This window comes from Bradyrhizobium sp. STM 3557, from assembly GCF_045571465.1.
Taxonomy (GTDB): domain Bacteria; phylum Pseudomonadota; class Alphaproteobacteria; order Rhizobiales; family Xanthobacteraceae; genus Bradyrhizobium.
Window position 1 is genome coordinate 1317031 of sequence record NZ_CP120697.1, and the last position, 13854, is coordinate 1330884.

A 13854-nucleotide genomic window follows, 5' to 3' on the forward strand; every position below is an offset into this window, starting at 1 on the left:
CTTTGATGAATTTCGGTTGCCTGCCTGCGACGGAGTGCGCGCGCTCATCTCTTCTTGATGACCTTGCGCCTCATCACGGCAAACGGCTTCTCACCGGTCCGCCAGCAGGCTCTCGATCAGCCCGGTTCGCTGCAGCCTGGTCGCCTCCGACAGCCCTTCGAGCCCGACGGTGCGACCGACCATTTCAATGCGCGGAAGCAGCGAAATGAGCCACGCGCGTAGGTACACAACGGCTCGGCTGCCGTTATATCGGCCATGTTGATGCACTCCTTGGTTTGAATTCGAAGCGGTTCAGCTGTCGGGCATTGCCCCGCGAATCGCCTTGATTACGCTATGTCGGCCAACAGTTGGTCCCAGGTACTGGGAGGCGGGCTTTGATCGATCCAGCCGATCGATGGCGGAAGCTGCGCGGCCGACGTTCCGGGAGCAGTGTTGGTCAGGGACTGCAGCGCCGCGCTCGGATCGAATGTACTGTTCTTGACGGAATCGCCGATGTCGAGCGCCGCCTGCGAAAGCCCGAAATCCCCATTCGCGATCGATGCACTGGAAAGCGATATAACATCGCTGATCAACGTGGTGTTATCGGCGCCTGAGCGGATATCGGCCATGAGCTTCTGATAGGCCGAGGCCTCGTTGAAGGACGGCGGAGAACCATTGTCAGGCGACGCGCTGGTCGTGCCGTCGTTCATCAGCGCTTCTTCGGCTCCGAGCTGATCGTAAGAGCCGTTGTCGATGCCGCTGATGATAGCATTGGCAGCATCAACGAGATGGGTATTGCCATTGTTCTGCGCCAGCGACTTGACCTGCTCGGCATCGGCTTTGATTGTCTGCGGGTCCGCGCCATGCTCGACGTCGCCTTGCAGTTTCAGGTAAGCGGCTCCCGCATTATCCGATAGCGTTTGCCCTTGCGAACTGCGTGCGCCGGCCGAGAACGGAGCCGCGTTGTCCAGGGCGGACAGCGATCCATCCTTCGAATACGTTCCGTTGCCGGCTGAGTTGCCGATGTTGCGCGCCACCGTTTCGAGCCCGGTGTCGCCAGTGCCTGCCGCGGCGATGGCAAGTTGCGCCGCGTCAGAGATGATGGTGACGGCGTCGGCGCCCGACTGATGGTGGACCCGGCGGCGGCGGCATTGGCGATCGCGATATCAGGGTCTGCGGTATTGGATTGTCCATGAGAGCGGTCAGGCTCGCCGTCTGATCATATGTGCCGTTGGAAATGCTGGTGCTGATGTTGGCCGCCGCCGTTGCCAGCCCGGGCTGGCCCGCATCCTTTGCGAGCCCGGCGAGGCGATCAGCATCGGATTTGATCTTTTGCGGATCCGGCATGACGTTGCCGGTCGGCAGCGTTTGTCCGCCGCTAGCCACCTCCTGTTGCAGCTGATGGTAGGCTTCAGCGAGTGCACTGTTGTCCTGCCACAGGGGAACGTTCGGCGTCAGGCCGAACGGTGTCGAAGGAGGATTGTTTTTCAAATCCTTGGTGGACGCCGCGGCATCATAGGACCCATCATTCAAAGTATCGCCGACATGGATTGCGACGCTCGCAAGCCGAGCATCGCCCTGCTCACCCGCGACCACGGCGAGTTGGGCGGCATCACTTTCGATCGCATCCTTGCCGGCGCCCGACCCGATGTCCGCCAGCAACTTGTTATAGGCCTCGTTTTCAGCCGGGGCAGGAAACGGATTGTGTATGGTTTGAGGTGCCTCGAAGATCACCGGCGCCGTTACGACGTTGCCCAAGCTTGTCAGATTGTCTGCCGAAGGCACCGACTCTCTTACGGCTGGATTAGCTTCGAAGGAAGGCGCCAAAGGGAACGCTGTAGCGGAAACACTACCGACACGCTCCGCGGCCGATATGATATCGCTAGGGGTTCCACCGCCAATCGCAGCTTGCTCGGCCGCATTGGCAATACTGGCGGCGTAGTCGGCCGCGGAGTGCCCGGGAATCGGCTCCAGGGCAAATTCCTCAGTGTGGTCAACGACGACCGAAATAACATCATAGATATCCTCTCGGTCTCCACCCGCACCGGCGACGGCCTGAGCAGCTCTAACCACAGCATCGGCGGCATTTTGGCCGCCCACGTTGAAAGCCCTGCCGATGTCGTCGGTCGCACGAGTGAAATCACCAATGGTGCCATGCGACGAAAAGATGATATCGGCAACTCTGCCGGCGTCCGCTGCGAGAGCGGGACCGCGATGCTGAGCAAAACCCAGGACGGTTTGGACGGCAGTACGGGCATCAGCTATCGTGCCGCCTCCGTTGAGAACACTGGCAACGGTATTGGCGACTGCGTCCGCTGCCACTTGGCCACCGGCGGAGAAGGATCTTACGATCAAATTGGCGGCGCTGATTAAATCGCGTTTGGTGCCATGGGCTGCCGCGATATCATTGACCACGCGATCAATATCCTCCGAGAGGCGCACCTCCCTGAGCGGCGGCATTGGCAACAAATCGCGCCGCCGCGCCGGCATCGGTGGTGCCGCCGACGGCGCCGAGAACGGCGGTCGCAACGTTGCGAGCACTGTTTGCGGCAGCAGAGGCATCCGCAGCCGTGCCGCCGTGGGCCCGAACAATCAGGGCAGCGTCAGCGACACCCGTTGCCGCGGCCGTCGCCTGAGCATCGCTGCCGCCGGCTGCAAGAACAGCATTGGCGGCATCAAATGCCGCATCTCCGGCTCGCTCGCCACCGTTTCTGGTTGCGCGACCGATATCGGGCAAAGCAATGTCGGCCGCGTGGGCAGCGCGAGCGACATCGGCGGGAGAGGCACCATTTTCTGAAGCAGCCGCCTGAGCACGCTGTGCAACGGTCTCTGCAGCTGCAGCGCCACCAGTTTGCGCTGCATGCGCCCCGCTTTGTGCCGCGCTGATGATGTCTGTCGTCGACAACGCCGCGCCCGACACAATGTGAGCGTTCATGGTCACACCGAAGACCGCGCCGGCAGCTTGCGCAACCGCATCGGCCGCATCGGCACCACCGGTGGCGAAAGCGTTGGTGAGGGCACTGGTGAGCTGAAGCATATCGCCAGTCGTGCCGCCAGTCAGGGCGGCCATGTTGGTTACAGCAACCGCATCGCCCGCAACGCGCGCGACGTCGGCAAAGCTGGCGCCGGCTCGGGCCGTGGTCTGAGCAACATCGACAACGGCCTTGCCAGCAGCGAGACCACCCTGCGCTACGGCGTCGCTTACCGCTGCGGCAGCGCCGGCGCCACCGAAGCCCGCAGCCGAGGCAACGAGCCCGGTGGCGGTGACGGCGTCGGCGACGGTGCCACCGGCGTCAACAACAGCAGTCGCAGCGTTGGCAGCGGCCGTCGCAGCCGAGTTTGCGGCAGCAGCTGCCGCTGCGGCAGAACCGCCGCCAGCTAGGACAGCTGCCGCAGCGGCATTTCCGGCTTCGGTCACCGCGGCTGCGATAGCGGTGGCTGCAGCACCGCCGCCGACAGCGGCAGATGCATTTGCAGCCGTGTTGGCAATATTCTGAGCGGTCGCGGGGTCGACGATCACGCCGATCCTGCCGACATTCGCTGCAGCTTGCGGACCACCGGCCGCGCCAGCGGTCGCTACCGCCTGGGCCGTAGCCTCGGCAGCCGCCGCTGCTTGCGCAGGCGTGCCGCCGGAATCGATCACATGCTGTGCAGCCTCAGCGCCGGCCTGAGCGGCACTCGCAGCCACGGCGGCACCCGCGTCACCGCCGATTGAAGTGGCTGCACCGTCGGTAATCTTCTTGACCGAATCAGCCGCGTCCGAGCCCGCAAGCTTGTTAATTTGGCCAAGCGAAGTATCGACGCTCTCAGTATTGCCTGAACTGGTCGAAGACGATGGACCGAAACTACCGCTGCTCGAGCCCGTCGTGGATGAACCGCCACCCGATTCACTTGGCTTGCCGTGCGTCACTGCAGGATCACCGCTCGGCGACTGCGCAGGCTTTCTATCAGTCGAACCCGAGCCGAGAATCTGCGCCTTGACGGCGGCGAATTCCTGCTCCAGCGCCGCATCATATTCCGGCGTCGCGTTCGGATTCCGCTCCAGCTGATTGATCTGGCGTGCCCAGGAATCCAGAAACGCATTACCCGTATTCGCAGCGACCGACATTTTCCCGCTCCCGACCAAACGACAACGCGAGCAACCGGGGTCCATGCGGACACATGGGCGCGCCGATCCCTCGCGAACAGCGACGCTAGAGCTGCAGGATTTCAACGTCGTTGCGAATGGTGGAGATCGGCTACAGCAGTAAGGAACAAAAGAATTCCATCGGCCCGTTCAACGCGAAACGAGCTGACCGATGAGCCGCTTCGCAGGCGGCTGCCCATCGACTTCAAACCACTGCCATCCTGATGATCACGGCTCCTTCAATCGCGGCCCGCATTCTTTCAAATGAAAAACTCCATGCGACTCCGTCGCGCAAGCTCCAGAAGCTTAACACGTCCGCTTTGTTTCGCACCCGGCGGGAGAGCGCGACGGTCTTGTTGACTGCTTGTGCCGCGCGAATTGCAGGGAACACCATGCCGTTCCGGCTAAAATCAAACTCGATCGGAATCGAACCCGGTCCTGGCTGAATCCGGTGGACCGGATGACTTCGAAAGGCAGCTCCGTTGCAGTGGCGCGAAATCCGGCGCCAGAAGCGTTGATCGCGCGACGCTCAATTGACCAAAGGGATTCGCGAGAGGGGCGCCGTGCCTAGTCGCACTCTGGCTTTTTTGAGTGAAGGCTGGCGCATGCCGGCCACAATGGGATTTGCTTGTTCCTTACTGCTGTAGCCGATCTCCACCATTCGCAACGACGTTGAAATCCTGCAGCTCTAGCATCGCTGTTCGCGAGGGATCGGCGCGCCCATGCGTCCGCATGGACCCCGGTTGCTCGCATTGTCGTTTGGTCGGGAGCGGGAAAATGTCGGTCGCTGCGAATACGGGTAATGCGTTTCTGGATTCCTGGGCACGCCAGATCAATCAGCTGGAGCGGAATCCGAACGCGACGCCGGAATATGATGCGGCGCTGGAGCAGGAATTCGCTGCCGTCAAGGCGCAAATTCTCGGCTCGAACTCCGGTCATGGAAAGCCTGCGCAGTCGCCGGGCGCCGCTCCTGCGACGGCCCATGGCACTTCCGCTGACAAACCCACGGGCAAGCCCAGTGACAAGCCGGGCGGATCGGACCGCGGCGGTTCCGGCGGCCCGTTGTCTGCGACCAGTGCAGGTAGCGGCCAGAGTGTTGACACGTCGCTCGGCGAGATCACTCACCTTGCGGGCCCCGGTGCGGCGGATACCACCAAGAAGATTGCCGACGGTGTGGCCGCGTCGGTCGGCGACGCCGCTGGTGCTTCGGTTGCCCAGGCTGGCGCTGACGCTGCGCGGCGTGTGATCGATTCCGGCGGCACGGCCGCTGAAGCGGCCGCCGCCGCCGAGGCTGCGGCGCAGACGGTGGCGGATGCCGCGACGATCGCCGGAGCTGCCGGCGGTCCGCAGGCTGCTGCGAATGTCGCCAGGATCGGCGTCGTCGATCCCGCAGCGGCGCAGGCTGTTGCCAACAGCGCGGCCAATGTGGCGCACGCGCTCGGCGGCGGCGTTGCAGGTGCCACGGGAGCCGCCGCCGTGACCCTGGCGGGCTCGAATGCGGCTGCGGTTGCCGCCGGAGCCGGCCTATCGCCTGCAGCGATTTCCGCGGCCGCAACCGCCGCAGCGACCGCTGCGTCAAATGCCGCAAGCTCTATCCTCGCGGCGGGCGGCTCGGTCGCCGATGCGACCGCCGCGGCAGTTGCTGTCGCCAATGCTGCAGGCTTAGGTGGTGCTGCGGCGGCTCAGGCGGTCGCTGATGCCGCAGCGGTGAGCGGCCTTCCCGCGGCCCAAGCTGCCGTCAGCGCCGCAGAAGGCGCATTCAATGCGGCCGGCGGCGCAGCGGGCGGTCCAGTCGCCATCACCGATGCTGCCGATGCTGCCCGCGCCGTCACCGACGCTGCTGAGGTTGGAGGGGGCGATGCTGCCGCCGCCGTGGCCCGTGCTGCTCAATCGGGTGGCGAAACATCAGCCCAATCTGCGCTCCAAGCTGCGCAAGACGTTCGCGGTGCCGGCGGCACGCCAGCCGATGCGGCTCGAGCGGCCAGGGCGATCGCTGATACTGCTGAAGCTGTTTTCAATGCGACCGGCGAGCACGCGATAGCAGCTAATGCTGCAGAGACACTTTCCGGTGCCGTGCGCACCGCGGTTTACAGCGTTGGGCTCAATGGCCACGATGCCGCGGAGCTTGCTGTTGACTTGAGCAACACTGTACCAAAGAGCATCGGCATTGCTCAAGACATTGGGCGGGATCCAGGATTCTTCGTGTTCTCGAACCTTACGACGGGCATCGGATATTTGGAGGATTTCGGCATGGCGGGTGTAACTGCCTTCCAACGCATAATATCAGCCGAAGCTCAGGCCGCCGGAGCTGGCGGCCGAGATGCCTTTGATGCCGTCTTGAAAGCTGTCCAGGCCCTCGATGCAGAAGGCACTTCTCCTGGCGTCCAGGCAGATTTTGCGTCGCTTATTGCCGACGCGGCTGTAACCGGCGCTGCAAATGGTCCCGCTGCGGGTGCGGCCAGCGCCGAGGCACTTTTGCAACGCGTGCCGCAGATTCTCGATGCGGCGGCTGCCGCTGACAGAGTCGGAGGGTTCGGTGCGGTTGATGCAGTATTTCGAGGGGCCGACGCAATGATCACGGACGGCGCCTCTGCTGATGACGTTCTCCGCGTTGCCGAAAGCATCGCGGAAGGAGCCCGATTCGAGGCGCTCCGCTACAACCCCGATCCGTCCGTTGTCGCTCAGCGAGCCAATGACTTTGCGGACGTAGCCACATTGGGCGCTGAGACTCACGTCGACGCCGATGAAATCGTTTCGCAGATCGAGCACCTCGCGGCGCGGCCGGAGCCGCTGCCGCCTCCGATCTCGCCGCCGCCTGGGTTCCAGCCGAACACACCACCGGCGCCGCCTTCTTCACCCACCTCCGACGCACCGCCGTTTCTGCCCCCGCGTCCCGCCTCGGCTCCTCCCACATCCAATCTCGTCACGGCTCCGCCGGCGGGTGGCTCGGGGAATACGCTGGCTTCCCCACCTCCGGGTCCCGCCTCGGCTTCTCCCAGACTGGACGCCAGTCAGACAGGACCGAATTCTCCCGCTTCGTCTGCGGGCGGTCTATCCAACACGCTTGTCGACACTCCCTCGATGATGGACGGTGGTGGCCCTCGGGAGCTGACCGGGATCGTTGCGACCCCGGGCGGGGGTACGAGTTCACAGCCTGGCAAGGTGCCGGTGGTCGATGCATCCAGTGAGTCATTTCCGATCTTTGAGACGGCGCAGCCGCTTCCATTCTCGCCGGGCTCTCCGACACCGACGGATAACATCGTGGCGACGGCGAGCGGCGATCCGATTCCGCTGAATCCGGTCGGGCCGGCGGACAATGCGTATGAGAAGCTTCTCCATGACCTCCAATCGGGCGCCGACAAGGGTGCCATCCGAAAAGATGCCCAGCGGCTTGCCATCGTGGCGGCGGACGTCAATGACGGCACGCTGGAGAAGGTGGCGCTGCTGGTCGGCAGCGACATGTATGGAAGTAGTGCGGTTGACCTCCTGAAAGCCGCGTCTCCCGAGCTTGCGGATCAGGATAATGTGTACGCGCCTCAGGTAACCGACCCGCTTGGCGGACTGCACAGTCCGTTAAATGACGCCTATCTCACGCTCGAGGTCGACATCGCCGGCGGCCCCGATCCGCAGAAGATCAAGGCTGATGCCGATCAGGTTACGCAGCTTGCCAAGAATGCCGGCCAGCCGGGCTTGGAATCGGCGGCGTCGAATATCAGCAACAGCATTACCGACGGGAGCTACGATCAGAGCGGGAGCCTGACCGCTCTGATGAACAATGCGCCGACGCTTTCGACTGCGCAGGAGCCACCGGCGCCGGGGCCGCTGGTGCCGCCGTCCGACATTGCTGCCTATGACAAGCTCAAGTCAGACATCCAGTCGGGTGCCGACGCCGTCACCATCATCTCTGACGCGGCGCAGCTTGCGACCGCCGCGGCAGGCACTGGCGACACCGGGCTAGAAACGGTGGCGCGCAACATCGGCAATTCAGCCGGCAACGGGACGTATTCGACGGACGGGTCGTTGTCCGCCCTGGATAACGCGGCGCCGGGCACGGCGGGCGCAACAGGTCCGCAGGGACTAACGCCATCAGATACGGCAGACGGCGCTTATCTCAAGCTCGAGAGTGACGTCGAGCATGGTGCGGACCCGCAAACCATCAAAGCTGACGCCGAAGAGGTCAAGTCGCTGGCGCAGAAGAACGGCAGCAGCAACCTGGTGGCGGCGGCAGATGCCATCATCAGCGGCATCGACAATGGCGGCTACGATCAGGTGGGAGCCGAGGAAGCGCTGATGAACGACGGCACCACCCCTGAGAACACCGGCGGCTCAATCTCTTCCGATGAAACTTCGGCCTATCAGAAGCTCGTCAGCGATATCCGCGCCGGAGCGGACAACGCCACGCTGATGAACGACGTGTTTTCGCTGTCCGAGGCATCGATCAGTAATGGTGACTTCGGGCTCGGAAAGGCGGCGCTCGATATCGGCAACTCAGTCAAAGGCGGAACGTTCGATGCGAACGCGACGCTGCAGTCTCTGACCAACACTGCTCCCGGAACGTCGGCCGCGCAGCTTCCGCCGATTTCCAACAATGCCGCGTGAGCCGATCGCCTAGTCCGGGGACGCCTGATGGATCAGAGATCCGCAATAGAGCAGGTCGCATCCAGACGGATACGACCCGTGTAATCGAGAACCCAACCTAAGATTTTGGAGCTGCAGCATGTCGGTCGCCGCCAACACCGGTAATGCGTTTCTGGATGCCTACGCACGCCAGATCAATCAGCTGGAGCACAACGCGAACGCGACGCCCGAATATGATCAGGCACTCGAGCGCGAATTCGCCTCCGTCAAGGCGCAAATTCTCGCCTCGGGGTCGAGTGATGGAAAGCCTGCGCAGTCGCCGAGCGGTGATCCTGCGGCGACGCATGGGACAGGACCGGGCAGCACTGGTCCATCGACGAGTGGTAGTTCCGGTCGCCCATCATCTTCGACCGGTTCGGGCAGCAGCCAGAGCCCCAACACTTCGCTCGGCCAGATATCTCAACTTGCGGATTCTGGCGCCGCTGCTGGCGTGAAGAAAATTGCTGACGGCGCGGCCGCTTCGATTGGCGGCCACGCCGGCGCGGCGGTGGCCGCAAGTGCCGCTCAGGCTGGCGCGAATGCGGCTCGGCATGTGACCGATTCCGGCGGCACGCCAGCGCAAGCGGCGGCCGCAGCGCAAACTGCGGCGCAGGCCGTGGCAACTGCCGGCGTGGCCGGTGGTCCGGCCGCCGCTGCCAATGTTGCTACCATCGCTGATCCTACCGTGGCTCAGTCTGTCGCCAATGCGGCTGCTCAGGCAGCTGAGAAAGCTGGGGGCGGTGCTGTCGGCAGTGCCATTGCCGTAGCAGTCACGCGAGGTGGTGGGGCAGGCGGCGTCGCTGCCGCCGAAGCTGTCGCCATTGCGGCCGGAACTGGCGGCGAAGCGGCTGCTTCGGCCGCTGCCGATGCTGCGGTTTCTGCATCTGCGGTAGCCGGCGGGGGAGATGCAGGCGAAGCCGCTGCCGTAACTGCCGCTCAGGCGGCCGCCAACGCAGCCGTAGCCGGAGATGGGGCCGCCGAAGCCGTCGCCGCCGCCGCTGCAGTTGGCGGTGCCGATGCTGCCATCGCGGTCACTAAAGCTGCCGCGGCTGGGGGTGTAGCTGCTGCGACAGCGGCTTCCGACGCGGCCGGGTTCGCTGCTGCAATTGCTGGCGGGGGCGCCGCCGGTGTTGAAGCTGCCGTTGCCGCCGCCCAGGCTGCCGCTGAGGCCGCTGAGGTGGGAGGAACGGCCGCTGCCGAAGCTGTCTCCACCGCTGCTCGCGCTGGCGGTGCTGCGGCTGCCAACGCGACCAGCCAAGCCGCTCGACAAGCAGCCCGAGTCGGCGGAACGGTTGGAGATGTCGCTCAAGTCGCGCTGTCTACTGCTGATGCGATCCAGGCAATCATAAATTCGGGAGGGGATGTTAACGATGTCATCGCCGTTACCAAGTCTCTTGCGCGCGCCTTTGCGACCATCCTTGCTGGTGGAGGCAATGCGAGTGATGTCGTTCATTATGCCAAGCAGATTTTGGAGACGGTGAAGGCAAATACCAGTCCTGACGAGATCGCCCAATTGATTGACGACTTTGAGGCACCCGTGCGTGCCTTCGTATTGGGCGGCAAAGCAGCCGAAGACGCCGTCAACTCTGCAGTTGAAAATGCGATCAAACGCGGAGACAGTAGTGCTGACATTACAGCCACTGCTCAGGCAGTCGCCAATGCCGCTCAGGGCGCATTCAACCGTGCTCCGAGCGCCGACAAAGCAGGTAAAGCAGCAGCCACTGCTGCGGAGACAGCGGCCGATGCGAGCACTCATGGGGGCGCCCCCGCAGCCCAAATCGTCGCGGATGTTTACGCCGGCGGTGGCACCACCGGCGAAGCCAACGCCGCTGCCGACTTTGTAGCCGCAGCCGCTCAGGCCGGTGGCCCCGACGTTGCACGGGATGTCTATCGGAACGCTCATCTTGCCAGTATAGCCGGCGGCACGGGCGTAGATGTGGTTAAGGCCGCCGAGGCTTCTTTCAAAGCTTATGCTGCCGGTGGTAGCGACGCCTTGGATGGTCAGTTTGACGCCGGCTATGCTGTACTTTCCGTCCACGGCAACGCGGTCGAAATCGTCGATGTCGAATTAAGCGTGACGGAAGGTATTCAGCTTGCCAGGCTTGGCGACGCCACGCCGAGCCAGGCCGGCGCAGTTGCGCACGAGATCGCTGAGGTTGGACAAAACGCAGCTGGCGCGGACGGTGCGACAGCCGACGATGTCGTGGACGTCGTGAACAATTTCTCAGCCAGAGCATGGGCGCCGCCTCCGTTCTCGCCAGGCTCGCCGCCTCCGTTCTCGCCGGGCTCGCCGCCGCCTCCGTTCTCACCGCCGCCGAGAGACAACATCGTGGCAACTGCGAGCGGCGATCCGACTCCGCTTAATCCGGTCGGGCCGGCGGTCGATGCGTATGAGAAGCTTCTCGATGATCTCCAATCGGGCGCCGACAAGGGCACCATCCAAAAGGATGCCCAGCAGCTTGCCATCGTGGCGGCGGGCGTCAATGACGGCACGCTGGAGAAGGTGGCGCTGCTGGTCGGCAGCGGCATGTATGGAGCTAGTGCGGTTGACCTCCTGAAAGCCGCGTCTCCCGAGCTTGCCGATCAGGATAATGTGTACGCACCTCAGATAGCCGACCCGCTTGGCGGACTGCACAGTCCGTTAAATGACGCCTATCTCACGCTCGAGGTCGACATCGCCGGCGGTGCCGATCCGCAGAAGCTCAAGGCTGATGCCGATCAGGTTACGCAGCTTGCCAAGAATGCCGGCCAGCCGGGCTTGGAATCGGCGGCGTCGAATATCAGCAACAACATTACTGACGGGAGCTACGATCAGAGCGGGAGCCTGACCGCTCTGATGGATAATCCGCCATCGCAGACATCGGTGCCGCCGCAAACGAACCCACCGCCGCCGGCACCGGGGTCGCTGGTGCCCCCGTCCGACATCGCTGCCTATAACGAGCTTAAGTCGGACGTCGAGTCCGGTGCCGACGCCAACGCGATCATCACTGATGCGGCGCAGCTTGCGATCGCCGCGGCGAGCACTGGCGACGCCGGGCTCGAAACGGTGGCGCGCAACATCGGCAATTCAGCCGGCAACAGGACGTATTCGAAGGACGGGTCATTGTCTGCCCTGGATAACGCGGCGCCGGGCACGGCCGGCGCGCGAACTCCGCAGGAGCCAACGCTATCGGATAATGCAGGAGCCGCTTACCTGAAACTGCAGAGCGATATCGAGCATGGCGCGGACCTGCAGACCATCAAAGTCGATGCCGAACAGGCCAAGTCGCTGGCACAGAAGGACGGCAACAGCAATCTGGTCGCGGCGGCCAATGCCATCATCAGCGGCGTCGACAACGGTTCCTACGATCAGGTCGGAGCCGAGGAAGCGTTGATGAACGACGGCACGACCCGCGCTTCGCCCAATGATGCATCGCCGCCCACCTTCAACGAAGCGTCGGCCGATCAGAAGCTCATCTCGGACATCCGCGCGGGCGCCGATCCGACCACAATCCTCAATGACGCGGAGGCGCTGGCGGGCTTTGCCATCCAGAATGGTGATTTCGGGCTCGCGCAGGTGGCGATCGACGTCGGTATGGCTGATAAGAACGGCTCCTTCGATCCGAAGGCCGCGCTGCAGAACCTGACCGACGCCGCACCCGGAACATCGGCGGCGCGGCTTCCGCCGCTTCCCGCGGCGAGCGCCTAGATGTGGAGCCTCGAGAGGTTGTCCTCGGTTAGACCGAGTCTGCTGATAGGCGTTTGAGACTTTGTACCACCGTGGGGCCGATGCCAGTTGTACTGGTGCAGCCAGATCGGCAGCTCTTCGGCGCGCCGATCTGATGTGGGATAGGCCTTGGCGTAAGCCCATTCCCGGAGCGCGGTCTGGATAAAGCGCTCGGCCTTACCGTTTGTCTTGGGCGTGTAGGGCTTGGTGCGGATGTGCCTGATGCGCAGGTCCTTGCAGGCATCGCGGAAGGCAAATGCCTTGTAGCAACTCCCGTTGTCGGTCATGACGCGCGTGACGGTGACGCCGAGGCTCTTGTAATAGGCGACCGCCGCCTTGAGGAAGGGAACGGCGCTGTTAGCCGTCTCGTCCAGCTTGATCTCGGAGAAGGCGACGCGGGAATGATCGTCGATGCAGACATGGACGAACTCCCAGCCGACGCCGCGGCTGTTGCTCTGGCCGGTGCGATCGCCGGTGATGCGGTGGCCGACATGCTCGAAACGCCCGAGCTTTTTGATGTCGATGTGAAGCATCTCGCCTGGGTTCTCGCGCTCATAGCGGCGTTCCGGCTCGGCCGGCTCCAGATCGCGGATCCGGTTCAATCCCAATCGGCGAAGAATGCGGCTCACAGTAGCCGGTGACACCCAGACCTCAGCGGCGATTTGCTTACCGGTGTGGCGCTGCCGGCGCAACGTCTCGACGACCGTGCACGTGGCAGGCGGGGTTTGGCTTGGCGATGAATGAGGTCTGGAGGAGCGATCCTGCAACCCAGCCGCACCTTCTGCGCGGAACCGCTTGACCCATTTGGCGACCGTTTTGGGCGTCGTATTGAACTGGTCGGCTGCGTCGGCTTGGCTTAGTCCGCCTTCCACGACGCTGCGAACCATCGCCTCTCGACCTTTGGGCGTCAAAGGCGCATTCTTATGGGTGTTCATCTGGTCTCTCCTTGGAACACTGAAGCTTCGCAACCTCAGCTTCCTCGGTTCAGGCCAGATGGACAACCTCCTGAAAGACCACACCTAGAGCGCGATGCCGAGCGATCATCGCGTCTGGTGCAGACGCGGTTGGGGCTCGGGAGATCCCAAGAGAACAGGCCGGCTCGAGACGGATGCGGCTCGTGCAATCGAGATTAACCCTTTATCGATTTGGATGACCCGCATGTCGAGTCGCCGCGAACACGGGTACGCGTTTCCGGATTCCCGAGCGCGTCAGCTCAATGGGCTGACGCGGCATCCAAACGCGAGCGCGCGTGGCATGGTTGCCAGCTGGCCTATGCACGCATGGTAAGATTGTGGCGTATCGTCGGTCCGATGAAGTTTAATTATTTGCTCACAATTGTAACTAATCTCCATCATTTGAAAACAACATTGCAATCTGGGGATTCGACAGTCGGCCCATGTGAGAGATTGCGACACCACCACCAAGC

General features: G+C 63.3%; 7 protein-coding genes. 2 read left to right on the top strand and 5 right to left on the bottom strand.

Annotated elements, in window-relative coordinates; all coding sequences use genetic code 11:
- Positions 1-326 precede the first annotated feature (326 nt).
- From P6U24_RS05940 to P6U24_RS05955, 4 genes are all read right to left on the bottom strand, one after another.
- Positions 327-1016, bottom strand: a complete 690-nt coding sequence (locus P6U24_RS05940; protein WP_407158243.1) for a hypothetical protein — start codon at positions 1014-1016, stop codon at positions 327-329.
- Between the two features lie 55 nt (positions 1017-1071).
- Positions 1072-2439 (bottom strand): hypothetical protein, encoded by a 1368-nt coding sequence (locus tag P6U24_RS05945; RefSeq protein WP_407158244.1) that lies wholly within the window; start codon positions 2437-2439, stop codon positions 1072-1074.
- Positions 2399-4087, bottom strand: coding sequence for a hypothetical protein (locus P6U24_RS05950; RefSeq protein ID WP_407158245.1), 1689 nt, complete (start codon positions 4085-4087; stop codon positions 2399-2401). Before P6U24_RS05950 ends, P6U24_RS05945 begins: the two co-directional genes overlap by 41 nt.
- Positions 4088-4310: 223 nt before the next feature.
- Positions 4311-4499, bottom strand: a complete 189-nt coding sequence (locus P6U24_RS05955; protein WP_407158246.1) for a hypothetical protein — start codon at positions 4497-4499, stop codon at positions 4311-4313.
- Between the two features lie 1082 nt (positions 4500-5581).
- On the opposite strand from P6U24_RS05955, the gene P6U24_RS05960 reads away from it, so the two are divergent.
- Together P6U24_RS05960 and P6U24_RS05965 are read left to right on the top strand one after the other, a co-directional pair.
- The gene (locus P6U24_RS05960; RefSeq protein WP_407158247.1) at positions 5582-8704 is read left to right on the top strand and encodes a hypothetical protein; all 3123 of its coding nucleotides are present in this window, start codon (positions 5582-5584) and stop codon (positions 8702-8704) included.
- Positions 8705-8822: 118 nt separating this feature from the next.
- Positions 8823-12410: a hypothetical protein gene (locus P6U24_RS05965; protein WP_407158248.1), complete on the top strand. Its 3588-nt coding sequence runs from the start codon at positions 8823-8825 to the stop codon at positions 12408-12410.
- On the opposite strand, the gene P6U24_RS05970 is transcribed toward P6U24_RS05965, so the two are convergent.
- Complete coding sequence (locus tag P6U24_RS05970) at positions 12407-13363, bottom strand: IS481 family transposase (protein WP_407158249.1); 957 nt, start codon at positions 13361-13363, stop codon at positions 12407-12409. The genes P6U24_RS05965 and P6U24_RS05970 overlap by 4 nt on opposite strands.
- Positions 13364-13854 lie beyond the last annotated feature (491 nt).